This is a genomic window from Mycobacterium shunyiense (genome assembly GCF_058270035.1).
The window spans coordinates 182,643-206,830 of sequence record NZ_JBZDPT010000001.1 but is presented as its reverse complement, the minus strand read 5'-3'; the positions used below and the strand labels follow the sequence as shown (position 1 = coordinate 206,830).

The window sequence follows — 24,188 nt, the reverse complement described above, 5'->3', positions numbered from 1 at the left end:
ATACGCCTAGAACTCCCGCACACCGCTCGACGACGCCGCGGGGTCGGTCAGCAGCGCGACGAGTTCGTCCTCCCCGGGCAGCGATTCGGGGCTGACGGTCCGCCCCGAGCGCACATAGTGGAATGCGGCCCGCACCGACTCCGGTGCACACCCGCGCAGCGACGCCCAGGCCAGGCGGTACACCGCGAGCTGAATCGCGGCCTGCGCCATGGCTTCCGGCGTGGCCGGCGGCTCGCCCGTCTTCCAGTCGACCACGGTGGTCGTGCCGTCCTCGTCTGCGAACACCGCGTCGATACGGCCGCGCACGACGGTCGTCCGGGTCGTTCCGATCGCCATGTCGAAGGGCACCTCCACCTCGATCGGGGTGCGTGCGGCCCACGAGGACATGACGAAGGCATCCTGCAACTCGGACAGTTCGGCGGCGCTCGCGCGTCCGCTGTCACTGTCCACCGCACCGGGGATGTCGTCGAGGTCGAACAGCCGCTCCGAATGGAAGAACCGCTGCACCCACTCGTGAAACGCGGTGCCCAGCAGCGCATGCGGATCCGGGCGTTGCGGCAATCTCCGGTGCAGACGGTGCAACGCAGCGTCCCGATCACGGCTCAACTCCACCAAGGTGCTGACCGACACCTGTCCGGGCAGCGCGAGCGGAGCGACCTGTGGCGCACGATCCCGCTCGGCCAAAAGTGCATCGACGTCGGCGGCCCAGCCCTCCGCATCGGCGTCGACGTGGTCGGGGGTGTCGGCAGCCTGCCCCGAGCCCGCTTCGGTCCGGCTGCCGTCGGCCAACGCCTGCGCCACGAGCGCCGCACCCCGGTCGACGTCGGTCTCCCTGGCCGGGGCCGCCGGCCAGATCGCTTCGACAGCCTTGTCCCGCAACGGGTTGACCTCACCGGCCGACGGCTCGGGAGCCCACTGTTCGATCTCGCCACACAGCTGCCCCTGCGCTGCGGCATCCTCGACGATGGTCTTGATCTCGCACAGGAACTCCGAGGGGCCACGCGGCTTGCTCTCGGTGGCACCCCAGTGATGTCCGGAGATCAGCAGGGTGTCCTCCGAGCGGGTGATCGCGACATAGAGCAACCGGCGCTCCTCGTCGATGCGCCGCTGTTCGAGGCTGCGCTTGTGATCAGAGATCTTGTCCGACAGGATCTTCCGATCGTTGATGTCGGAGGTGTCGAGCACGGGCACACCCAACTCCGACTCGGTCGCACGATCGCCACGCAGCAGTGGAGGCAGATCCGACGAGTCGGTCAGCCAGGTCCGTGCCGATGCCGTCGACGGGAACACCCGGCCGCTCAAGTGTGGCACCGCCACCACCTGCCATTCCAACCCCTTGGCGGCGTGCACGGTCAGGATCTGCACCCGGTCGTGCGACACCGTCAATTCGGCGGGCGCCAGGCCGTTCTCCACCTCGGTCGCCACATCCAGGTAGGCCAGCAGCGCGAGCACCGACCCACCCGACCGCCCGGCGAAATCGGCAACCAGATCACAGAACGTGTCGAGGTTCTCGGTCCCGGTCCACCCCGCCGCCACCGGGCGGGCCGCGCGAGCCTCGGCATCCAGCCCTGCGACCCGTCGCACCTCGGCCACCAACTCGGGCAGCGGGTGGCTCAGATGCGCCCGCAACATGGTCAGCTCACGCCCCAGCGCCTCGATCCGCTGATAGCCCGCAGGCGAATAGTGTTCGGCAGCACCGGGATCGCAGAGCGCGTCGGCCAGGCAGGCTGAATCCGCATCGGGAGCGGCCTGAGCGACGATCTCCGCGGCGCTGGGCTCCCCCACCGGTCGATCGTCGAGTTCCCTGGCCCGGCGCCACAGCGCGGCGATGTCGCGGGCGCCGAACCGCCACCGCGGCCCCGTCAGCACCCGCATCACCGCCGACCCCGCGGCGGGGTCGGCCACCAGCCGCAGCATCGCGACCAGGTCGGCCACCTCGGGTACCGCCAACAGTCCGGCCACCCCGACCACCTCGGCCGGCACCCCGCGCGCGCTGAGCGCCTCGGCCATCGGCGCGGCGTCGGCGTTACGCCGCACCAGCACCGCTGCGGTCGGCGTGGCCGTCCCCTGTGCCACTGCCCCGTGGTAGATCCGGGCCAGATGGTCTGCGACCCAATCACGTTCGGTCTCGACATCGTTGAGCAGCGCACACCGGATGGTGCCCGGCTCGGCATCGGGCCTGGGCCGCAGTTCGTGCACCGTCACCGAACGACGCCGGGCTTCGTCCGATACCGCGTTGGCCAGATGCAGGGCACTCGGCGGATTGCGCCAACTGGTGCGCAGTTCCAGCGTCGGCGCGGGCCTCCCGTCGGTCAGCGGAAAGTCTGTGGTGAACCGGGGCAGGTTGGTCGCCGACGCACCCCGCCAGCCATAGATCGACTGGATCGGGTCTCCCACCGCGGTCAGTGCCAGGCCTTCGTCGACGCCGCCGCCGAACAGCGAGGACAGCGCCACCCGCTGCGCGTGCCCGGTGTCCTGGTACTCGTCGAGCAGCACCACCCGGAAACGCTGCCGCAGTTGCTCACCGACCTGCGGGAAATTCGCGGCCAGCCGCGCCGCCGCGGACATCTGCATACCGAAATCCATCACCTTGTCGGCGCGCATCCGCTGATGCAGCGCGTCGATCAACGGCACCAGCTCGGTGCGTTCGGTCTGGGTGGCCAGCATCTTGAGCAGCCACTGGCTGGGCCCACGGTCACGCTGATAGGGCCCGGCAGGCAGGGTGTGCACCAACCGCTCCAGTTCCACGTGCGTGTCACGCAGTTGATCGGTGTCCACCAGGTGTTCGGCCAGCGCGCCGGCCAGACGCAGCACCATGCCGGTGACAGCGGCCGGCGTCTTCTCGACGGCCAACTCCTCCGGGTGCGCACACACCACGTCGAAGGCCAGCTGCCACAGCTCCGTCTCGCTGAGCAGCCGGGTGTCCGGCTCGACCGGGAGCAGCAGCCCGTGCTCGCGCAGCAGGGTGCCGGCGAACGCGTGATAGGTACTGACCGTGGCGATTTCGTCGGCGCCACCGGACACCGGTGCCAGACCGGCACCGGCAAGGCGGGCCAGCCGGGTCCGTACCCGGCGCAACAACTGGCCCGCGGCCTTGCGGGTGAAGGTCAGGCCCAGTACCTGTGAGGGGGTGGCATAGCCATTGGCCACCAACCACACGACCCGGGCCGCCATGGTCTCGGTCTTACCGGCGCCCGCGCCCGCGATGACCACCAACGGCCCCGGCGGTGCGGCGATCACCGCGGCCTGCTCCTCGGTCGGCGGGAACAGTCCCAGCGCGGAGGACAATTCGGTCGGGCTGTACCGCACCCCGGCCGGCGTGGATTCCGTCATGACCGGTCCCCCGCAGCCTGGGCCGGGCACGACGAACGCACCGGGCAGTTCGCGCAACCGTCGTTGACGCGGGCCACGAACTGCGGCCCGGCGGTGGCCGCCGCTGCACTGCTGACCGTGGCCAACCAATCGGCGCGAGTGTCTGGTGTCATCGGATCCTGTTCGCGTTCGGTGGCGCCCGCCGTGCCCGCCTTGCCCAGGTATACCAACCGGCCCCCGCCCGGCTGATCCCCCTGCGGCAGTAATCCCGCGGCGACCGCCAGCTGATACGTGGCCAGCTGAGCGTGCTTCTGCGCATCGTCCTTGGTGACCGGGCTCTTACCGGTCTTGAGGTCGACCACGACGAGCCGATCCGCCTGATCCCGCTCCAGCCGATCCAGCCGGCCCCGCACCCGAACGCCCGGCCCGTCGGGACCCGGCTCGACGAGCACGCCCTCGACATCGATCTCGGTGGCAACCTCGGTCAACTGTGTCCGGGAGTCCGCGCGCCACCTGGTGAACGTTTCCAGCATCTCCCGGTGACGGGACAACTCGTTGTCCGAGTACCACCTCGCCTCGAAAGGCAGGTCTTCCCAAACCTTTTCCAGATCGTTGACCAGCTGACTCTCGGTCTTTCCGGAGTCGGCGACCAGCGCGTGCAGCAACGACCCGACCGTCGAACGCACGTCGCGCCCGTCACTGCCGCCGTGGCGCTCCAGCAGCCAGCGCAGCGGGCAGTCGGTGAGCATCTGCAGCGTGGACGGGGACAACACAACCTCAGGTGCCACGCCATCGGTTTCAGACCACAGCGGCTCCTCGGTGGACAACGCCGTCATGGTGTGCCATTGCGAAGGATCCGCCCCCGGCACCCCGGCTGCGGCCAGCCTGGCCAATTGGGTTGCCGCGCAGGTCCTGGACTCGTCGTCGACAGCACCCTCCGGCGCGCACACGACAGCCCGCAGTCGGCCGACCACCGCCGACGGCAGCAGCACCCGCGGTGCCGCCAATGGCGGAAGCGGCACGGATTCCGTTGCCACCTCGGCCAGTTCGGCACAGAACAGGGACGGCAACAGCGATTCGTCCCCGCCATCGCTGTCGACCGCGGTCACCAGCAGCCGGGTCCGGGCCCGCCCCATCGCTGCCATCAACAGCCGCCGTTCCTCGGCGAGCAAGGGCGCGCGCGTCGACACCGCGCGGTCATCGGGCGCGGCTACCCCGTCGAGCACATCCACGAGATTTTGCGTACCCAGGATCCCGCCCCGCGGAATGGTATTGGGCCACAGTCCTTCCTGCACTCCGGCGATCACGACGAAGTCCCATTCACGGCCGAGCGCGGCATGCACGCTGAGCACCGAGACCGCGTCAGGCCTTGCGTTCGAATCCGAGGCCGACATCGACGAACCCAAGGTCGCCACGTGGTCCACCAGCCCACGCAGTGATGCCCCCGCCGTGCGGCTCACATACTGATCGGCCACATCGAACAGCGTGGTCACCGCGTCCAGGTCACGGTCGGCCTGGGCGCCGATGGTGCCGCCCCGCTCACTGGCGGACAACCAGCGCGGCTGCAACCGGCAGGCGTTCCAGGCCTGCCACAGGGTGTGACGCGGATCTGCGCCGTCCCGGTGGCTGCGACGGGCGGCGGCCAGCACCGACCGCAGCCGGCGCAGCGGCTTGGCGTGTTCGGCCGACAACCCAACCGGCTCCGCGTCGATCGCGGCAACGAGCAGATCGGTGAAATCCCTTGGTGGCGTGGACCCATCGGCACGCCGCAGCGCCCGCCGCAACTGCCGCAGCGTCACCGGGTCGACGCGTCCGATCGGACCGGTGAGCAGGTTGATCGCGCTGTCGCCATCGAGTCTCCCGGCCGCCGTCACCTCCAACACCGTCAGCAAGGCCGCGACCGCAGGCTGTTGGGCCAGCCCCAGATCGGCACCCGTGGCGTGCACCGGCACCCCGGCCCCGCTCAATGCCCGCGCCAGTGCCGCGCCCACCCGCGGAACCGAACGCACCACCACCGCCATCTCGGACCAGGGCACCCCGTCGACCAGATGAGCACGGCGCAGTGCGTCGGCGATGTAGGCGTTCTCGGCGTGCGGCGTAGCCGCCAACCGCAGCGTCACCTCACCCTGTCCATGCTCCGGGTTGCCTTCCATCGCACGCCCGGCCCCCACCCCGGGCAACCGGCGGGCGATACCCGAGATCGCCGCAGCGACCGCGGGGGCGCAGCGGCGCGACTGGGTGAGGACGATCGCCGGGGCATCCTCCCCGCCGTGATCGCCCAACAACACCGGATCGGCGCCGCGATAGGAGAACACCGTCTGGCCCGGGTCGCCCGCGATGACGGTCAAACCCGCCCCGGCGGCCAGCACCCGCACCAACAACGCGGCCTGCGGGTCGAGGTGTTGGGCGTCGTCGACCAGCAGCAGGCTGATCCGCGCCCGCTCGGCGGCCAGCAGATCCGCGTCGGTCCCGAGCGCCTCCAGCGCCGCTCCGACCAGTTCGGCCGCCCCCAGCGCGGGGACGGTGGCCTGCGGCGCGGCCATCCCGACGGCCGACCGCAACAACATGATCTGCTCGTAGGCCTGGGCAAACCGGCCCGCCGCCAACCATTCCGGGCGCCCCGCCGAACGGCCCAGCCGCTGCAGGGCGCGCGGATCCACGCCGCGCTCGGTGCAGCGGGCCATCAGGTCACGCAGCTCGGTGGCAAAGCCTGCGGTACTCAGTGCGGGCCAGAGCTGCTCCGGCCAGCCCACAAGGGAATCCGCGCCATCCTCGATATCTCCGGCCAGCAGTTCCCGGATGATGCCGTCCTGTTCGGCGGTGGTGATCAGCCGCGGCGGCGGATCGCCATTGCGCTGAGCCGCGAGCCGCAGCAGCGCGAACGCATACGAATGCACGGTGCGCACCATCGGTTCCCGCACGACGCCGTGCGTGCCCGCCCCGAGCAGGCGGGCGGTGATGGCGGCCCTGGCCTCGCCCCGCAACCGGGCCGACCCGGTCAGCAACAGCACCGACTCGGGATCGGTGCCCGCCGCGATGTGCTCGACCGCCGTGTGGATCAACAGCGAGCTCTTGCCGGTGCCCGGCCCGCCCAACACCCGCACCACACCGCCGCGCCCTGGTACCAGCAGCTCGGTGCCGGTCAGTGCCGGTTCGATGTGGTGTGTGGTCATGGAGGAGATGACACCAGACGGGACCGACAAGTAGCGGAGCGGATTGGAGCGAAAGACCCGACAAGTAGCGGAGCGGATTGGAGCGAACAGCCCGACAAGTAGCGGAGCGGCGACTCCTGGCAGCATGAACGAATGTCAGCCGAGAAGTTGCACGTCCACCGTTACGGTCCCGCCGACCCGGCCCGCCTGTTGCTCGTCCACGGTTTGACCGGGCACGGCGAACGCTGGAAGACATTGGCCGAACAGCACCTACCCGAGGTGGCCGTGCTGGCACCGGATCTGCTCGGGCATGGGCGCTCATCGTGGGCCGCGCCGTGGACGCTCGACGCCAATGTCGAGGCGCTGGCGTCGCTGTTGGACGGCCCGACGCTGGTGGCCGGGCATTCGTTCGGCGGTGCGGTGGCCCTCAATCTGGCTGCCGCACATCCTGATCTGGTCAGCGGGCTGGTGCTGTTGGATCCCGCGGTCGAACTCGACGGCGGGTGGATGCGTGACATCGCCGATTCCATGTTGGCCTCGCCCGACTATCCCGACCGCGCCGAGGCGCGCGCGGAAAAGGCCAACGGTTCGTGGGGCGAGGTAGCACCGGAGGAGTTGGACCGTGACCTCGACGAGCACCTCGTCGAACTACCCGGCGGCCGCTACGGGTGGCGGATCAGCATCCCGGCGATGATGTCGTATTGGAGCGAGCTGGCCCGCCCGGTTGCGCTGCCGCGCAAGGGCACACCCACGGTGCTGGTCCGCGCCACCCGCACCAGCCCGCCCTATGCGCGAGACGGTCTCATCACCGCGCTCAGCGGACAACTGGGCCCGGATTTCACGCTGCTGGATTGGGACTGCGATCACATGGTGGCCCAGGCCAAGCCCGCCGAGACCGCGAAGCTGATCCTCGAGCAACTGGGCTGACATGTCTGCCGTCACCGAGGAACAGGTGGAAACCGTGCGCGCACTGGTCGCCGCGATCCCGTCGGGCCGCGTGTGCACGTACGGCGACATTGCCGATGCCGCAGAGCTTTCCAGCCCCCGGATCGTCGGTTGGATCATGCGGACCGACTCCTCGGACCTGCCGTGGCACCGGGTGATCCCGGCGTCGGGGCGACCAGCCCCGCACCTGGCCACCCGGCAGCTGGAACGGCTGCGCGCCGAAGGAGTGCTGGCCGTCGACGGGCGGGTCCGTCTGGCCGAGTACCGCCACCAGTTCTGACCGCGAGCAGACGCCAACTCGCATCGGCGACACCTGATGTGTGCGAGTTTGCGTCTGCTCGCGAGGAAAAGGTGAGCTACAGGATCAGCCGGACCAGCGAGGCAGTGCGGGCCAGGCCCGGGAAAGCCGCGGCGGTGGACCGCGGGTGCAGCGCGTGAACGGCGAGGCGGAACATCAATGCCCGCAACAACATCTGCGGCCATTCGGGCAGCGATTGCCAGCGCTCGACCAGCCCGTCGTCGGCGTCGCCCCAGGACAGTGCGTCGATCACCACGACACCCGCAGCCCACGGGGCAGGGCGCCAGTACGGGGTGATGTCGGTGATTCCGGGCGCCGCCGTCCCGGCGAAAAGCACTGTGCCGTAAAGGTCACCGTGGACCAGTTGACTGGAGCTCTTGGTTGGCCTGCGCAACCCGGCCAACTGATTGATCAGTTCGACCGAGCGTTGACCGTCCGACGAACCGGGCGAGACCCTCGCGCCGGGCGGCAACGAATGCAGCGGCCGGTCCTCCCAGGCCGCCCGGTCGGCGGCGATGAACACGTCGACGTCGGCCCATGGCGCGACGGGCGGCTGGGTGAGGAAGCGGGGCCGCTCCAGTTTCGCGGTCGCCTCGTGCAATCGCACTGCGGCCGACACCACCTCGTCGTGACGGGGCTCGGGAGTCCCGGCGACGAAGGTGTCGGCACGCCAGCCGGCGACCACGTACCGGCCGTCCGTCGAGCGGACCGGGCGGGCCAGCCGCACGCCGTCGATGAACAGCGATTCCCGAACCTTGGCCGACCACGCCGCACGGGCGTGCTCGGGCACCATCGACATCACTACCTCGCCGCAGCGCCAGCCACCCTCCCAGCCTGAGCCGAGCGGTACCGGGCGCACCCCGGACAGGCCGAACGCCGCCAGCACATGTTCCGGCGGCCGTTCCACACTCACAACCTCAGCCTAAGGTGTTGACCGGCAAACCAGCGGTCAGTACATCACCATGTCGGGCTCGAGTTGCTTGGCCCAGGCCACAATTCCGCCCTGCAGATGCACCGCGTCGGAGAAACCGGCCTTCTTGACGATGGCGAGCACCTCAGCCGAACGGATCCCGGTCTTGCAGTACAGCACCGGTGTCCGGTCCACCGGGAGCTTGGCCAGTGCGTCACCCGACTCGAACGTCGGCTTCGGGATGAGCTCGGCACCCTCGATGTGATTGATATCCCACTCGACAGGCTCGCGGACATCGATCAGCGCCAACGGTTTCCCGGAGTCGATGAGCTCCTTGAGCTCCAGCGGGGTGACCGTCGACCCGGCAGCGGCCTCCGCGGCGGCATCCGAGACCACGCCGCAGAAGGCCTCGTAATCGATCAACTCGGTGATCTTGGGAGTCGCCGGATCCTTGCGGATCCGGATGGTGCGGTAGGTCATGTCCAGCGCGTCATAGACCATCAGCCGGCCCAGCAGTGGCTCGCCGATACCGGTGATGAGCTTGATTGCCTCGGTCCCCATCACCGACGCGATCGAGGCGCACAGGATGCCCAGCACGCCGCCTTCGGCGCACGAAGGCACCATGCCCGGTGGCGGCGGCTCGGGATAGAGGTCGCGGTAGTTCAGACCCAGACCGTCGGGAGCGTCCTCCCAGAACACCGACACCTGGCCCTCGAAGCGGTAGATCGAACCCCACACATAGGGCTTGCCTGCCAGCACCGCGGCATCGTTGACCAGGTAGCGGGTGGCGAAGTTGTCGGTGCCGTCGAGGATCAGGTCGTACTGGCTGAACAGCTCCACCGCATTGTCGGGTTCCAACCGGAACTCGTGCAGATTCACCGTCACCAGCGGATTGATCTCCAGAACCGAATCCCTGGCGCTCTGCGCTTTGGACCGCCCGATGTCGGACTGACCGTGGATGATCTGCCGCTGCAGGTTGGACTCGTCGACCACGTCGAACTCGACGATGCCGATGGTGCCGACCCCGGCCGCGGCCAGGTACAGCAATGTCGGTGAACCGAGCCCACCGGCCCCGATCACCAGCACTTTGGCGTTCTTCAGCCGCTTCTGCCCGATCACGCCGACATCCGGAATGATCAGGTGCCGGCTGTAGCGCGTCACTTCTTCCCGCGTCAGCTCGGCGGCCGGCTCGACCAACGGCGGTAACGACACGTCCAAATTCGCGGACACCGGATGTCTCCTCAGTTTCAGATGATCAGTTCATCGTCCCAGCTGCTCGTACCCACAACGGTAATCCGGTGCCGATGCTTCCCGTGCCCCGCCCACCGCGATCGCACCCACCGCGCGTCCAGCCACCGATGTCGATGCGCGTGCCGCGCGGCGAGACCCACCACGGCGGCAGCGGTCAGGCGATCGGGTACGGCCAGGGATTGAACTTGCAGGTCAGACCATCGGCCGTGACGGTTCCGGGGTCGAACTTCGCGGCATCGTCGTTCGAGGTGGAGAACGTCTGCTGCATCATGATCGGCGCCAGCTTGCCGTTGGCTTCACAGGCCTCATGCCGCTGGTAGCCGATGGCGTGACCAACCTCATGGTTGATCAGGTACTGGCGGTAGGACCCGATGTCCCCTTGGAACGGCACCGCACCGCGCACCCAACGGGCCTCGTTGACGAAGACACGGGGCTGATGCCCGTCGTACGACGGGTTGTAGCAGGACGATTCCAGCTCGATGTCGTAGCCACAGCCCTCCCGCACCGTCATCGGAGAAGTCAGTGACACCCGGAAATCGGGTTCGACACCGCTGGTCTCGTCGACCCGGGTGAAGGCGAACAGACCGTTGTGCGTCCAGCTCTTCGGATTGGCCAGGGTCTCGCTGACCATCCGGGCAAAACCGTCGTCGCCTCCGAAGGAGGTGGTGTCCACCCCGTCCTCGACCTCGACGCTGTAGGTGAACGACTTCGTGGTGCCCTGGCCGATCTTCGGGGTGGTGCCCGGCACGATCCGCCAGGTCCGGGCGCCGGCCTCGGTGAACTGGCCGCCGGCGGGCAGGATCCCGGTGGGCAGGTTCGCGTCGAACTGGGTCAGACCCTTGGGCGGCGCGCCGATGATCGAGGTGCTGGCCACGTCGATCGTGGGTGGGCCCTGAACCGGACCCTCCTCTTCCTGCGCGGAGTGCGGCGCGCTGGTACCGGTGATCGTCTGGTACATGACCACCACGGTCAGCACGATGAGGACCGGCAGCGCATACGCGCGCCAGCCGTACGTGGACACGAAACGGCCGATCCACGTCTGCTTACGCCATTGCTGATGGTCGTCGCGGTTGGATCTGGCTCGTCCTGAATCGGAGGCAATCGGATCTCGCTGAGCGCGTAGCGGCTCCCGCCACTCGTTGCGCAGCGCCGGGACACGGCCACCCCCGCGACGTCCCGGGTCGTAGGTCACCGGACCAGAATGGCACAGAGTCCTGTGGATCGGTTCGGAGCGCAGCTATGCCGTGACCTCGCCGGTGTCATTTCGAAATCCATGCCGTTTCGCGTCGCCCGCGCGACGGCAGTGACGCGTCACGGTAGTAGTGTCGGTGCGATCAGCGGCTCGGATGAACATGTTCAAGTGCGCCAGAGCAATACAGATTGAGGACCTGATGAGCGATCTCGCCAACACCGCCGAGAGGAGAGGCGACAAGCCTGCGACCGGTGGTCGACGCGGCAACCGCCTGCCTCGTGACGAGCGGCGCGGACAGCTGTTGGCAGCCGCCAGCGAGGTGTTCGTGGAACGCGGATACCACGCGGCGGGGATGGACGAGATCGCCGAACGCGCAGGTGTGAGCAAACCCGTTCTGTATCAACACTTCTCGTCGAAGCTCGAGCTGTATCTGGCAGTGCTGCAGCGCCATGTCGACAACCTGGTGTCCGGTGTGCGCCAGGCCCTGCGCACCACGACCGACAACCGGCAGCGGCTGCGCGCCGCGGTCGAGGCGTTCTTTGATTTCATCGAGCACGACAGCCAGGGGTACCGGCTGATTTTCGAGAATGACTACGTCAGCGAGCCGCAGGTGGCGGCTCAGGTGAAGGTGGCGACCGAAGCCTGCACCGATGCGGTGTTCGATCTGATCAGCCGCGATTCGGGCCTGGAGGCACACCGCGCCAGGATGATCGCGGTCGGACTGGTCGCCATCAGCGTCGACTCGGCGCGGTACTGGCTGACCAATGAACGGCCGATCGACCGGAATACCGCCGTGGACGGCACGGTGCAGTTCGCCTGGGGCGGACTGTCACACGTGCCACTCACGCGGTCGTAGAACTCAGGCGGATTCCGCCCCCACGCCGAAACCGACCCGACGCACGTCGGCGGCGCCGATCTCCACATAGGCGATCCGGCTGTTCTGCACCAGGAATCGCCGTCCCTTCTCATCGGTCAACGCCAGCACACCCGAATCCGTGGCGAGTGCGTCGGTGACCTGCTGCTCCACCTCAGTGGGTGTCTGCGCGCTGTTGAAGGTGAGCTCGCGCGGGCTGTCCGTGACACCGATCTTGACCTCCACGCTGGACCCTTCTTTCTTTCTCACAACGTTTGTCGACTTCCCTGAGCAGGCTAGTGGACGGGCGGACCCGTCTGCCGCGAGCGGGGCCCGGCCGGAGGTACGCCGTGCGCGAAACACAGATACCGAACCGAGTCCGGACCGTGACCGACACGCACCGAGCTCAACCTCATCTGTCACTTTCGTCTCGATAGCATCAGTTTCGATATTGGACGAGACGACTGGGACAGCCGCATGACCAGGCATTATTCGCCGTATGACACCACCGCCACCGAGCGCTTCGGGGATCACCCGTACGAGCCAGGCGGGTACTCCGGCCGCACCTCCGACGGCTACAACCACAACCCAGAGTCGGACTACCCGGTCGATTACGACAACTACGACGCGGACTACGACGACGAGGTCACGTTCTACGAGGAGCCCATCGACCGGCGCTGGATCTGGGTGGCCGTCGTGGCCGGCGCAGTCCTGCTGGTCGCTGTGATCTGCACCGTGGTGATCCTGGGCGGCGGTGACAGCGGTTCGGTGTCCGCCACCCTGACCTCGCCGGCGGCCCAGCCGACACAGACCACCCAACCGGCCCAGGACGCCACTTCCAAGCCGGTCCCGCCGCGCGCAGCACCGACGGCGCCGCTCTCCCCCGAAACCGTGACCACGGTGACACCGTCGCCCAGCGCCACCGCGGCGCCTGCGCCCGTCGCCCCGCCGGCTGAGGCGGCCCCACCCGCAGCCGCGGTGAGTCCGAACACCATCACCTACCGGGTGACCGGCAACCGGCAGCTCATCGACCTGGTGACCATCGTCTACACCGACGCGCAGGGCGCCTTGCAGACCGACATCAACGTTGCCCTGCCGTGGGCCAAGACCGTGGTGCTCAACCCCGGCGTCACGCTCAAGTCGGTGACCGCGACCAGCGTCGCGGGTCAGCTCAACTGCTCGATCACCGACGCGGCGGGCGCCGTGATCATGGCGCAGAACAACAACACGATGATCACCACCTGCACGCAGTAGAGACAGAACCTCTCAGCGGCGACTGGGTCTGGCGGATGTCTACGCCAGGCCCAGTTCCTGCATCCGGGACTGGTGGGTGTTCTGCAGCCTGCCGAAGAACTCGGCCAGCTGGGTCAGACCCTCGCCGCTGGACATCACCAGGTCGACCAGTTCGTCGTGATCGGCCAGCACGAACTGCGCCTGAGTGACGGCCTCGCCGAGCAGTCGACGCGCCCACAGCGCCAGTCGGTGCCGCTGGCGATCGCTGGCAGTCACCGCCGCGCGCACCTCGGCGACCACGAACTGCGAATGCCCGGTTTCGGACAGCACCGCGCGCACCACTTTGGACACCTGTTCGGGCAACGCGTCAGCGATCTCCAGGTAGAAATCCGCGGCCAGCGCATCACCGATGTAGGTCTTGACCAACGCCTCCAGCCAGGTGCTGGGTGTGGTCATCCGGTGGTAGTTCTCCAACACCGAGGCGTATTTCGTCATCGCTGAAACGACGTCAACTCCCCTGTGCTCCAACGCATCCCGAAGCAACTCGTAGTGACCCATCTCCGCAGCGGCCATGCTCGCCATGTTGATCCGGCCGCGCAGGTTCGGCGCCATACGTGCCTCTTCGGTGAGCCGGTAGAACGCCGCGACCTCACCATAGGCCAGCACCGCGAACAACTCGTTGACCCCGGGATGATCCGCCGTCACGCCCGAATCGACCGGTTCTGCGATCCGTTCCGCGGCAGGCTGAGGCGAATTCATGAAGCCAACTCTAGACGCCGTCGGGAGACCGGGATCGGCTGGCAAATCGGTCGATATCCCGCGACCAGCTACAATGGCAGACGGTAACGGCTTCGAGCCGACTGTTTCAGCGCCCGAACCGCTACCAGGAAATGTGCGTGCACGCAGTTGGCCCGCCCTGTGGAGCTGGGCCCAGCGGATCGGCAGCGCCGATGGATACGACCCGTATCCGGGTGAACCCGACCGTTGTTTCATCGTCAAAACTCCGTGTGCGCTGGATGCCCGTGAGGTTTGACAGTGAAAGGCCACCTCTTCCAACCATGACTCATGTAAATAAAACGTTTGCCGAGCTCGGCGTTCGCGACGAAATCGTCCGTGCACTCAGCGAAACCGGTATCGAACACCCCTTTGCCATTCAAGAACTGACCCTCCCGCTGGCGCTGGCCGGCGACGACCTGATCGGTCAGGCCCGCACCGGCATGGGCAAGACCTACGCCTTCGGTGTCCCCCTGCTGCATCGCATCTCCACCGACGAGACCCGCCCGCTCAACGGCACCCCCCGCGCCCTGATCGTGGTGCCCACCCGCGAGCTCTGCATCCAGGTCTATGGAGACCTCTCCGGAGCAGCCAAATATTTGACCACGGGCGACCGCAAGTTCTCGGTGACCTCGATCTACGGCGGACGCCCGTACGAGCCCCAGATCGAAGCGCTGCGCAAGGGCGTCGACGTCGTCGTCGGCACCCCGGGCCGCCTGCTCGACCTGGCCCAGCAGGGGCACCTTCAGCTGGGCGGACTGTCCGTGCTGGTGCTCGACGAGGCCGACGAGATGCTGGACCTGGGCTTCCTGCCCGACATCGAGCGCATCCTGCGGCTGACCCCGGACGATCGCCAGTCGATGCTGTTCTCGGCGACCATGCCCGACCCGATCATCACGCTGGCCCGCACGTTCATGAACCAGCCGACCCACATCCGGGCCGAGGCCCCGCACTCGGCGGCCACCCACGACACCACCGAGCAGTTCGCCTACCGGGCCCACGCTCTGGACAAGTCGGAGCTGGTGAGCCGGATCCTGCAGGCCGAGGGCCGTGGCGCCACGATGATCTTCACCCGCACCAAGCGCACCGCGCAGAAGGTGTCCGACGAGCTCGCCGAGCGTGGGTTCAAGGTCGACGCCGTGCACGGTGACCTCGGCCAGGGCGCCCGCGAGAAGGCACTGAAGTCGTTCCGCACCGGCGCCGTGGACGTGCTGGTCGCGACGGATGTCGCCGCTCGCGGCATCGACATCGACGACGTCACGCACGTCATCAACTACCAGTGCCCCGAGGACGAGCAGGCCTACGTGCACCGCATCGGACGCACCGGCCGTGCCGGCAAGACCGGTGTCGCCATCACCCTGGTCGACTGGGACGAACTGGGCCGGTGGGAAATGATCGACAAGGCGCTGGGCCTGAACTGCCCCGATCCGGCAGAAACCTATTCCAGCTCGCCGCATATCTACGAGGAGCTGGGCATCCCGACCGACGCCACGGGCACCATCGGCGAGCCCCCCAAGGCCAAGGCCAAGCGCAGCCCCGACGAGAAGCGCATCTCCTCGGCCGACTCCGAGGGCCGGCCGGCCAAAACCCGGACCCGCACCCGTCGGCGCACCCGCGGCGGCGAGTCGGCCACCGGGCATCCCGAAGGCGCCACCCCGGCAGCCGAGGGCACCGATTCCGCACCGGTCACCGAGTCGGAGGACACCACCGGCGACGCGTCGTCCGCCGGACGACGTCGACGCAGGCGCCGCCCCCGCAAGACCGAGACCGCCACGGCCGGCTGACCGGCGCACGCCAGACAAGACCGGTCAGTGGTCAAACCCGAACGCCGCACCCGCGGCGACATGGCCGCCGCCGCGGCAATCGTCGCGATCGTCGCGCTGGCGGCCGGCCTGATCTGGTGGACGAGTGACGCCAGGGCCACCACCAGCAGGCCCGCTGCGGCGCCCGTTCCCTACCTGACGCCGGCCCGCGAGGTACCGGCCGGCCTGCAACAGTTGTGGACCGCCGACAGCCCCCGGACCACCGAGCCCGTGCTCGCCGGCGGATCGGTCGTGACCGCCGAGGGGTCCACCGTCGCCGGCCGTGACCCTGTCAGTGGCGCCGTGCTGTGGAGTTATGCCCGCGACCTCGAACTGTGCGGTGTGACGGCGGTGTACCAGTACGCCGTCGCGGTGTATCCCGATGCTCGCGGCTGCGGCCAGGTCAGCACCGTCGACGGCAAGACCGGCAGGCGCGGCCCGGCCCGCACCGCCTATGCCGACCCCGAGGTCCAGCTGTCGTCCGATGGCTCCACGGTGCTCTCGGCCGGGGACAGTCGCCTTGAGCTGTGGCGCTCGGACATGGTCCGGATGCTGTCCTACGGTGCGCTGGACGCCCGCATCAAGCCCGACGTGCCGGCATCACCGGTATGCCGCCAACTGTCGACAGCAGCGAGTTCCTCGGCGGTGTCGGTGCTGGAATCGTGCCCGAAGAGCAAGTTCATCCGGTTGACGCTGCTGCGCCCCGCCGACGAAGAAGACACTCCCGAGGTGCGCTACGTCGAACTGCAGGACATCACCGACGAGTCCGGGGCCAAGGTGATCGCGGTGTCCGGCACCACGACCGCGGTATACCTGCCCACACCGAGGCCGATGGTCAACGTCATCGACGAGACCGGAAAAACGCTTGCCAGCCTGCCGCTGGCCAAGCCGGCGGCGCCGCAGTCGACGACCACCCGCGCCGGGGACCTGATCACCTGGTGGACCGGCGACTCGGTCCTGGTGTTCGGCACCAACGGAGGCTCCGGCCTTCAGTACAAGTTCACCGTCAGCCCGTCGGGGCCGCACCTTCCCGTCGGTCCCGCCACGGTGATGGCCGGTCGGTTGTTGGTTCCGGTCAGCGACGGTTACGACGTCTTCGATCAGGAGACCGGCGCCGGCCAGCGGCACATCGCGCTGCCGCGTACCCCCAGCGTGTCGCCGGTGGTGCCGGTGGCGGCCGGCGACACCGTGCTCGAACAGCGCGGCACGCAACTGGTGGCCCTCGGCGCGAACTGATCCGGGCGTCCGGCTCAGCCGATATCGATCACAATCACCGTGGTGTTGTCGCTGCCGCCGGCGTCGTTGGCGACCTGCACCAGCCGCTGCGCAACGACCTCGGGGTCGTACTCCGCGGCGGCGTCGATGATGTCGGCATCATCGGCACCGGCGAACAACCCGTCACTGCTGATCAACAGCCGGTCTCCCGGACGACACTCCAGATCGAACAGCTCGGGCCGGATGGCGGGGCCGATACCCAGCGCCCGTGTCAGCAGATGACGGTGCGGGTGGAAGCGGGCCTCTTCGCGGGTGATCTCACCGGCCCGCACCAGTTCCCCGGAGACACTGTGATCGTTGGTCAGCTGACTCATGGCGCCCTCCCGAATCAGGTTGAGCGGCGAATCCCCGATGTTGATGGCCAGTGGCCCGCCCTGCTCGTCGCCGAAGATCGCCACCACGGTCAGGGTGGCGCCCGAACTGGTTCCCGAAGCGCTGACATGTGCGAAGACCTGCTCGTTGGCCTGCTGGACCGCCCCGATCAGGCCGTCGCGGTCGGGTGCGGCGGTGAATCCGGCGGCGAGCGCCTCCACCGCGATCCGGCTGGCGTGGTCACCTTCGGGGCCGAAACCGTCGGCCACCGCGTACAGAATGCCGTCGGCGAGCAGCGAATCCTGATTGCTCTCCCGCACCGGGCCCTGATCGGTGGCCGTCGCGGACCGTAACACCGAAGCCATGGAGATCGTCCTCTCGTCGGACCAGCGGCCCCCTGCCACTGGAGAAGGTTGGGCGAGTAGCACACTGCGGACCACTCCCAGTGCCTCGCGGCGGCGCGCATACTCATCATCGAGCTCCGTCTGCCACGCGGCCAGTTGCTGTTCGGTGGGGCCGCGCAGGAACTCTGCGATGCCTGCGACCGGTATCCGCGCTCCCCGAAGCAACCCCACTGTGCGCGCCTCGGCAACCTGGGCCCGGGAGTAGTACCGGTACCCCGTCAGCGCGTCGACCGCGGCCGGCACCAACACGCCCGATGTCGCATACGAACGCAACATCTTGGGCGACAGCCCCGTCATGGCCGCGAACTCCCCGATGCTCAGCAGGTCTTGGTTCATGTCGTCAGCATCAGGTCTGTCCACGGGGCAAGGTCAAGTAGCGCCCTAGACCACCTCGGGTGCGAAGGTCGGCAGCTTCTTGCCTGACTTCCAGTGTTTGAGCAGGGCCTGGGCGAGCTCGCGGTAGGCCAGCCCGCCTTTGCTCTTGCGGCCGGCCAGTACCGAGGATCCCGATGCGCTGGCCTCGGCGAACCGCACGGTGCGGGGAATCGGTGGGGCCAACACGGGCAGTTCGTACCGGTCGGCGACATCCAACAGCACGTCACGGCTGTGGGTGGTGCGCGAATCGTAGAGCGTCGGCAGCGCGCCGAGCAGCGCCAGCTCGGGATTGGTGATCTGCTGCACGTCGGAGATCGTGCGCAGGAACTGGCCGACGCCGCGGTGCGCCAGCGTCTCGCACTGCAACGGCACGATCACCTCGTTCGCAGCCGTCAGGCCGTTGAGCGTCAATACGCCCAGAGATGGCGGGCAATCGATGATCACCACGTCGAAATCGTCGGAAACCTTGGCCAGGGCCCGCTTGAGCGCATACTCCCGCCCGGCCCGCATCAGCAGCATGGCCTCTGAACCGGCCAGATCGATGTTGGCCGGCAGCAGCGTCATCCCCTCGGCCGTCTCGACCAGCGCCGCCCCCGGCTCGACGTCGCCGAGCAACACCTCGTGTACCGACACCGGCAGCTTGTCCGGGTCATGACCCAATGAAAATGTCAGACAGCCTTGCGGATCCAGATCGACCAGCAGCACCCGCCGACCCTGCTCGGACATCGCCGCACCCAGCGACGCCACCGTCGTCGTCTTGGCTACCCCACCCTTTTGATTGGCGACCGCTAATACTCGCGTCACACCTTCATCCAAGCACGCTCCCGGCGGCATTGCCGGAACGTGCGGCAGAATCGCCGGTGTGAGCGACCGCCTGCACCGCCTGATCCTGCTCCGACACGGCGAGACCGAGTGGTCGGCCACCGGGAGGCACACCGGCCGCACCGAGCAGGACCTGACCGAAACCGGGCGGGAGCAGGCCGTGCTGGCCCGCCCGGCACTCGCCGAGTTGCAGTTGACCGAGCCACTGGTGATCAGCAGCCCGCGGCGCCGCGCGCTGGACACCGCCGAACTGGCCGGACTGCACGTCGACGAGATCGACGCCGAGCTGTCCGAGTGGGATTACGGCGACTACGAGGGACTGACCACACCTCAGATCCGCGAGAGCGTGCCCGACTGGCTGGTGTGGACCCATGGCTGTCCCGGCGGCGAGAGCGTCGACCAGGTTTCAGCCCGTGCCGACCGGGCGGTCGGCACGGCGCTGGAGCATCTGGCCACCCGGGACGTGGTGTTCGTCGGGCACGGGCATTTCTCCCGTGCCATGTTGACCCGCTGGGCGGAACTACCCGTGTCCGAAGGGATCCGGCTGTCGATGGTGCCGGCATCGCTGGCAGTGTGCGGATTCGAGCACGGCGTGCGTCAGATCACCGCGCTCGGGCTGACCGGCCACCCCAACCCGTGTCTGTCGCAGTGAACCCGTCATTCGTGTTGGCCGGGCCGAACGGCGCCGTCCTGGCAGAGGGCGTACGAACCGGATTCGCCGATATCGCCGACGCCCAGGCCGCGCTGCGATCGGGTACGCCAATAGTGCTGGGTGCGTTGCCATTTGATCCGGCCGCACCGTCCGCCTTGTATGAACCCGATGCGGTCCGGTTCACCGATGCGCTCCCGGACTGGCCCGTCAATCCGCCCCCGGCAGTGGTGGAGCGCGAAACTCTGCCGCCGGGATCGGTGCACCGCGCGCGGGTGGCCGAGGCGATCCGGCGCCTGCGGGACCCGCAGATCCCGATCGACAAAGTGGTGCTGGCCCGCTCGCTGCGCCTGTCCGCCGATTCCGCGTGGGACGTCCGGGCCGTGTTGCGCCGACTGGCCGACGCCGACCCGGCCGCCACGGTCTACCTGGCCGATCTGTCCCCGGCGGGCGGCGCGAACGCCGGCACCGCCCTGGTGGGCGCGAGCCCCGAATTGTTGGTGGCGCGCGAGGGCGAGACGGTGATGTGCCAGCCCTTCGCCGGGTCGGCACCACGCTCGCCCGATCCTGCCGTGGACGCGGCCAACGCGACTGCGCTGGCGGCCTCGGCGAAGAACCGTCACGAGCATCAGCTGGTGGTCGACGTGATGCGCCAGGCGCTGGAGCCGTTGTGCGTCGATCTGCAGATCGCCGAGGAACCACAGTTGCACGGCACCGACGCACTGTGGCACCTGAGCACCCCCGTCATCGGCCGATTGCGCGAAAAACGCACGACGGCAATCGATCTGGCGCTCGCACTGCACCCCACCCCGGCGGTCGGCGGGGTGCCGACGGACCGCGCCGCCGCACTGATCGGCGAACTGGAGGGCGATCGCGGGTTCTACGCCGGCGCCGTCGGCTGGTGCGACAGCAGCGGCGACGGACGCTGGGTGGTGTCGATCCGGTGTGCAGTGTTGTCCGCGGATCGATACACGGCCCTGGCCAGTGCCGGCGGCGGTATTGTCGCCGAATCCGATCCCGATGACGAAGTCGACGAGACCACCACGAAATTCAGAACCATCCTGACTGGACTAGGGGCGACATGAGCGAGTTGATCCGCCGGGCGCGACCGGGCGACGAGGTCGAGATCACCGCGATGATCCGCGAGTTGGCCGAGTTCGAACGTGCTTCCGACGAGTGCACTGTCACCGAAAAGCAGATGCACACAGCACTTTTCGGCGACCGACCGGTGGCCTACGCGCACATGCTGGAGGTCGACGGGCAGGTGGCCGCGACCGCGGTGTGGTTCCTGAACTTCTCCACGTGGGACGGTGTCGCCGGGCTCTACCTGGAGGACCTCTACGTGCGTCCGGCCTTCCGGCGCCGCGGGCTGGCCCGAAAGCTGTTGTCCACCTTGGCAGCCGAATGCGTCGAACAGGGCTACACCCGGATGACCTGGGCAGTGCTGAACTGGAACGTCAACGCCATCGCGCTGTATGACGCCGTGGGCGGCAAGCCGCAGACCGAGTGGACCACCTACCGGGTGTCGGGACCAGAGCTTTCCGCCCTGGCCGCCGAGCAGCGCAGCTAGTCGCGGCGGGCGATCCAGTCCACCGAGGACGGGCTGAACAGCAGACCCAGGGTGATCAGGGCGAGCAACCCGACCAGCACGCCGTACACCACGTGGTGCGAGGTGATCACGTACCAGGCCACGGGCAGCAACAGCAGGTTGGCCAACACCGCGATCCCCCGCCCCCAGTACCGCGCGGTGATCAGCGCCCAGCCACCCGCGAGCACCCCGCCACCGATCAGCAGGAACCAGATCGCTGTGCCGTACCCGCTGACGATGTGCTGATCCGCACCGCCCAACGCCCGCACCAGCAGCACGACCGCCATGATCAGCGCGGCGATTCCTTCGGCCGCGGTCAGAAAACCTGCGTACCGGATGGCGGGAGGCTGGATCACGACTTCCGCTCCGCCAGGTACCGCACCGCGTATTCGTAGCCGGCCGGGCCCGCGCCGGCGATGACGACCTCGGCGACGGCCGACACGTACGAGTGATGCCGGAACGCCTCGCGGGTGTGGATGTTGCTCAGGTGAACCTCGACCACCGGCAGTTCGGCGGCGCTGAGCGCATCGCGGATCGCCACCGAGGTGTGGCTAAAGGCCGCCGGATTGATGATGATGCCGACGCAGTCCTGCCTGGCTGCCTGAATGGCGTCGACGAGCGCACCCTCGTGGTTGCTCTGCACGGCGCGGACCTCGAAACCGAACTCGGCCGCCAGTTCGGCCACCCGCTGCTCGATCTGAGCCAGCGTGGTGGAGCCGTAGATCTCGGGCTGGCGGGTGCCCAGCATGTTGAGATTCGGTCCGTTGACGAGCAGTAATCGGCGTGCGGTCACGTCCTGTACGGTACCGACGCCCGCGCCCCTGGCGGCAAGGCACACCGGCGCACGGACCACGCCATTGATGCTGGTTTTCGGCGTCGAGATCGACGCCAGGGTCGCGGCTGGGCAGAAAACACAACCCTCACGTCGATCTCGGCGCGCAGGGCGGCGTGCGGGACCGCGTACAGGGCGGCGCCCGGGACAGACCGGGATACTTGGCCACGTGACCGACCAACCCTGCCCGTGCGGCACCGGCCTGGCTTATGCCGACTGCTGCGGGCCGGTGCACACCGGCGCGCAGCAGGCCCCGACGGCCGTTGCCCTGATGCGGTCCCGGTTCAGCGCGTTCGCCGTCGGCGACGTCGACTACCTGTTGACCTCCTGGCATCCCGACACCCGTCCCGCCGACCTCTCCCTCGACGGGGACATCGTGTGGCGGCGGTTGCAGATCGTCGACGCAGAGTCGGGAGGCGAAGACGACACCGAAGGCGTCGTCGAGTTTCGCGCCCAGTACGTCCACGACGGCAGCCGGCACATCCTGCATGAACGCAGCCGTTTCGAGCGGTTCGGCGATCGGTGGCGCTACCTGGATGGACAGATTCACGAATAACTGCCGTACACCTTGCCCGGTTAGGCTCATGCCCCGTGCGTGCCGTGCTGATCGTCAATCCGAACGCGACCTCGACCACCCCGGCCGGGCGTGACCTGCTCGCCCACGCGCTGGAGAGTCGGGTGACGCTGACCGTCGAACACACCAATCACCGAGGTCACGCCATCGAGATCGCCCGCGATGCCGCACGTGACGGTGTAGACGTGCTGATCGTGCACGGTGGAGACGGGACGGTCAACGAAGTCGTCAACGGCCTGCTCGGTGACTGCGGAACCCGTCCCGACGCCGCCCTGGCGCCCGCGGTCGCCGTCGTGCCCGGCGGTTCGGCCAACGTCTTCGCCCGGGCGCTGGGCATCAGCCCCGATCCGATCGAGGCCACCAACCAGCTCGTCGACCTGCTCGGCGGTTACCGGATGGGACGCCCGTGGCGCCGCATCGGCCTGATGGACTGCGGTGAGCGCTGGGGCGTGTTCACCGCCGGGATGGGCGTGGACGGTGACGTGGTGGCGGCCGTGGAGGCCCAACGCGCGAAGGGACGCAAGGTCACAGCGTCGCGTTACATCCGGGTGGCGGTGCGGGAGTTCCTCACGACCGCACGCCGGGCACCGACGTTGACGTTGCATCTGCCGGGCGCCGAACCGGTTGCCGGGGTGCACTTCGCGTTCGTGTCGAACTCCAGTCCCTGGACGTATGCGAACAGCCGCCCGGTGTGGACGAACCCCGAAACCACGTTCGACACCGGCTTGGGAGTGTTCGCCACCACCAGCATGAACATCTGGTCGAATCTGCGGCTGGTCCGCCAGATGGTGTCCCGCAAGCCCCGCCTCGAAGCCAAGCACCTGATCCGCGATGACAACGTCTCATCGGTCACCGTGACGAGCACCACGCCTGCCGCCTGCCAGATTGACGGAGATTACATCGGCACGCGCGAAACCATGACGTTCACGTCGGTTCCCGAGGCGCTCTGCGTCGTCGCGCCGACGAATAAAAGTGATTGACCTGCGCAAACACACCGCCTAGGGTGGAATTAGGGCGCAGCTAGATCCAGAGTGTAGTACACAGGAGTGAGGGTTCTGGTCACCGCCCCACCCAGTGACATTGCCCACGTGTTAACTCAATGCTATTGACATCTGTTCAGCCTGTGAAAGCATCAATGCAACAGTGCAGAAACATTCGTGTGCACGCGTTAACAGCCGAAGAAAATCTGGTGCGCTTCGCCGCGCACACATGACATGTCTAACGAGGAGTTTGATCTTATGGATTGGCGCCACAAGGCCGTCTGTCGCGACGAAGATCCGGAGCTGTTCTTCCCCGTGGGAAACAGTGGCCCGGCGCTTGCTCAGATCGCCGACGCGAAGCTGGTGTGCAACCGTTGCCCCGTAACCACTGAGTGCCTCACCTGGGCCTTGGACTCCGGCCAGGACGCCGGCGTGTGGGGCGGGATGAGCGAGGATGAGCGTCGTGCGCTCAAGCGTCGCAACGCCCGCACCAAGGCCCGCACCGGAGTCTGACCTTTCGGTTCAGATCCCCGACGCAAGCTATGGCCCCGACAATGTCGGGGCCATAGCTTATTTTTTGAACAATTCGCTACAGCAAATTGCGTAATTGTCATCACATCTTCTATTGACGCAACTGGGTAATTGCTTCAGTGGT

The 24,188-nt window shown here is 67.9% G+C and carries 23 protein-coding genes; 12 read left to right on the top strand and 11 right to left on the bottom strand.

Features of this window, described 5'->3' with window-relative positions:
• Positions 1-6: 6 nt before the first annotated feature.
• Complete coding sequence (locus tag AC4ELS_RS01065; RefSeq protein ID WP_499045333.1) at positions 7-3,333, bottom strand: ATP-dependent helicase; 3,327 nt, start codon at positions 3,331-3,333, stop codon at positions 7-9.
• Positions 3,330-6,485, bottom strand: coding sequence for an ATP-dependent helicase (locus tag AC4ELS_RS01060; protein WP_499045331.1), 3,156 nt, complete (start codon positions 6,483-6,485; stop codon positions 3,330-3,332). Before AC4ELS_RS01060 ends, AC4ELS_RS01065 begins: the two co-directional genes overlap by 4 nt.
• 132 nt (positions 6,486-6,617) lie before the next feature.
• Here AC4ELS_RS01060 and AC4ELS_RS01055 point away from each other — a divergent pair, with 132 nt between their 5' ends.
• Both AC4ELS_RS01055 and AC4ELS_RS01050 read left to right on the top strand, forming a co-directional pair.
• Positions 6,618-7,391: an alpha/beta fold hydrolase gene (locus AC4ELS_RS01055; RefSeq protein ID WP_499045328.1), complete on the top strand. Its 774-nt coding sequence runs from the start codon at positions 6,618-6,620 to the stop codon at positions 7,389-7,391.
• 1 nt (position 7,392) lies between these two features.
• On the top strand, positions 7,393-7,689 hold the full coding sequence (locus AC4ELS_RS01050; RefSeq protein WP_064959500.1) for an MGMT family protein: 297 nt from the start codon (positions 7,393-7,395) through the stop codon (positions 7,687-7,689).
• A gap of 76 nt (positions 7,690-7,765) precedes the next feature.
• On the opposite strand, the gene AC4ELS_RS01045 is transcribed toward AC4ELS_RS01050, so the two are convergent.
• The 3 genes from AC4ELS_RS01045 to AC4ELS_RS01035 form a co-directional block, all read right to left on the bottom strand.
• Positions 7,766-8,620: a TIGR02569 family protein gene (locus AC4ELS_RS01045; RefSeq protein WP_055112101.1), complete on the bottom strand. Its 855-nt coding sequence runs from the start codon at positions 8,618-8,620 to the stop codon at positions 7,766-7,768.
• A gap of 36 nt (positions 8,621-8,656) precedes the next feature.
• On the bottom strand, positions 8,657-9,835 hold the full coding sequence (moeZ, locus tag AC4ELS_RS01040; RefSeq protein ID WP_088304606.1) for an adenylyltransferase/sulfurtransferase MoeZ: 1,179 nt from the start codon (positions 9,833-9,835) through the stop codon (positions 8,657-8,659).
• Between the two features lie 187 nt (positions 9,836-10,022).
• Positions 10,023-11,060, bottom strand: a complete 1,038-nt coding sequence (locus tag AC4ELS_RS01035; RefSeq protein ID WP_499045325.1) for a DUF3152 domain-containing protein — start codon at positions 11,058-11,060, stop codon at positions 10,023-10,025.
• A 199-nt stretch (positions 11,061-11,259) separates the two neighbouring features.
• On the opposite strand from AC4ELS_RS01035, the gene fasR reads away from it, so the two are divergent.
• A complete protein-coding gene (fasR, locus tag AC4ELS_RS01030; protein ID WP_055119841.1) occupies positions 11,260-11,916 on the top strand; it encodes an HTH-type transcriptional activator FasR in 657 nt (218 codons plus the stop codon).
• 3 nt (positions 11,917-11,919) lie between these two features.
• On the opposite strand, the gene AC4ELS_RS01025 is transcribed toward fasR, so the two are convergent.
• A complete protein-coding gene (locus AC4ELS_RS01025; RefSeq protein WP_064878179.1) occupies positions 11,920-12,159 on the bottom strand; it encodes a DUF3107 domain-containing protein in 240 nt (79 codons plus the stop codon).
• A 231-nt stretch (positions 12,160-12,390) separates the two neighbouring features.
• Between AC4ELS_RS01025 and AC4ELS_RS01020 the strand changes: the two genes are divergently transcribed.
• On the top strand, positions 12,391-13,167 hold the full coding sequence (locus tag AC4ELS_RS01020) for an MmpS family transport accessory protein (RefSeq protein ID WP_064878173.1): 777 nt from the start codon (positions 12,391-12,393) through the stop codon (positions 13,165-13,167).
• A 39-nt stretch (positions 13,168-13,206) separates the two neighbouring features.
• Here the strand turns inward: AC4ELS_RS01020 and AC4ELS_RS01015 are convergent, their stop codons facing one another.
• The gene (locus AC4ELS_RS01015) at positions 13,207-13,905 is read right to left on the bottom strand and encodes a ferritin-like fold-containing protein (RefSeq protein WP_499045322.1); all 699 of its coding nucleotides are present in this window, start codon (positions 13,903-13,905) and stop codon (positions 13,207-13,209) included.
• 299 nt (positions 13,906-14,204) lie between these two features.
• Between AC4ELS_RS01015 and AC4ELS_RS01010 the strand changes: the two genes are divergently transcribed.
• Together AC4ELS_RS01010 and AC4ELS_RS01005 are read left to right on the top strand one after the other, a co-directional pair.
• Positions 14,205-15,704, top strand: a complete 1,500-nt coding sequence (locus AC4ELS_RS01010; RefSeq protein ID WP_064878169.1) for a DEAD/DEAH box helicase — start codon at positions 14,205-14,207, stop codon at positions 15,702-15,704.
• A 27-nt stretch (positions 15,705-15,731) separates the two neighbouring features.
• A complete protein-coding gene (locus AC4ELS_RS01005) occupies positions 15,732-16,958 on the top strand; it encodes an Rv3212 family protein (protein ID WP_499045320.1) in 1,227 nt (408 codons plus the stop codon).
• Positions 16,959-16,972: 14 nt separating this feature from the next.
• Here AC4ELS_RS01005 and AC4ELS_RS01000 read toward each other — a convergent pair whose 3' ends face one another.
• Together AC4ELS_RS01000 and AC4ELS_RS00995 are read right to left on the bottom strand one after the other, a co-directional pair.
• On the bottom strand, positions 16,973-18,049 hold the full coding sequence (locus tag AC4ELS_RS01000; RefSeq protein WP_499045317.1) for a MerR family transcriptional regulator: 1,077 nt from the start codon (positions 18,047-18,049) through the stop codon (positions 16,973-16,975).
• Between the two features lie 45 nt (positions 18,050-18,094).
• The gene (locus AC4ELS_RS00995) at positions 18,095-18,922 is read right to left on the bottom strand and encodes a ParA family protein (RefSeq protein WP_055112086.1); all 828 of its coding nucleotides are present in this window, start codon (positions 18,920-18,922) and stop codon (positions 18,095-18,097) included.
• 28 nt (positions 18,923-18,950) lie between these two features.
• On the opposite strand from AC4ELS_RS00995, the gene AC4ELS_RS00990 reads away from it, so the two are divergent.
• From AC4ELS_RS00990 to AC4ELS_RS00980, 3 genes are read left to right on the top strand one after another with little or no spacing between them, the layout of a single operon-like run.
• Positions 18,951-19,562 carry an acid phosphatase gene (locus tag AC4ELS_RS00990; protein ID WP_499045315.1) on the top strand — a complete coding sequence of 204 codons (612 nt, stop codon included), beginning with the start codon at positions 18,951-18,953 and terminating at the stop codon, positions 19,560-19,562.
• A complete protein-coding gene (locus tag AC4ELS_RS00985) occupies positions 19,559-20,644 on the top strand; it encodes an isochorismate synthase (RefSeq protein WP_499045312.1) in 1,086 nt (361 codons plus the stop codon). The genes AC4ELS_RS00990 and AC4ELS_RS00985 overlap by 4 nt, the downstream gene beginning before the upstream one ends.
• A complete protein-coding gene (locus AC4ELS_RS00980; RefSeq protein WP_064959505.1) occupies positions 20,641-21,129 on the top strand; it encodes a GNAT family N-acetyltransferase in 489 nt (162 codons plus the stop codon). The genes AC4ELS_RS00985 and AC4ELS_RS00980 overlap by 4 nt, the downstream gene beginning before the upstream one ends.
• Here AC4ELS_RS00980 and AC4ELS_RS00975 read toward each other — a convergent pair.
• Positions 21,126-21,503: a hypothetical protein gene (locus AC4ELS_RS00975; protein ID WP_055112079.1), complete on the bottom strand. Its 378-nt coding sequence runs from the start codon at positions 21,501-21,503 to the stop codon at positions 21,126-21,128. The genes AC4ELS_RS00980 and AC4ELS_RS00975 overlap by 4 nt on opposite strands.
• Positions 21,500-21,940, bottom strand: coding sequence for a type II 3-dehydroquinate dehydratase (aroQ, locus tag AC4ELS_RS00970; RefSeq protein WP_499045309.1), 441 nt, complete (start codon positions 21,938-21,940; stop codon positions 21,500-21,502). Before aroQ ends, AC4ELS_RS00975 begins: the two co-directional genes overlap by 4 nt.
• 208 nt (positions 21,941-22,148) lie before the next feature.
• Between aroQ and AC4ELS_RS00965 the strand changes: the two genes are divergently transcribed.
• From AC4ELS_RS00965 to whiB1, 3 genes are all read left to right on the top strand, one after another.
• The gene (locus tag AC4ELS_RS00965) at positions 22,149-22,535 is read left to right on the top strand and encodes a YchJ family protein (protein ID WP_499045306.1); all 387 of its coding nucleotides are present in this window, start codon (positions 22,149-22,151) and stop codon (positions 22,533-22,535) included.
• Between the two features lie 35 nt (positions 22,536-22,570).
• A complete protein-coding gene (locus tag AC4ELS_RS00960) occupies positions 22,571-23,533 on the top strand; it encodes a diacylglycerol/lipid kinase family protein (protein ID WP_499045304.1) in 963 nt (320 codons plus the stop codon).
• A gap of 258 nt (positions 23,534-23,791) precedes the next feature.
• The gene (gene whiB1, locus AC4ELS_RS00955; protein ID WP_003882795.1) at positions 23,792-24,046 is read left to right on the top strand and encodes a transcriptional regulator WhiB1; all 255 of its coding nucleotides are present in this window, start codon (positions 23,792-23,794) and stop codon (positions 24,044-24,046) included.
• The last annotated feature ends 142 nt before the right edge of the window (positions 24,047-24,188 follow it).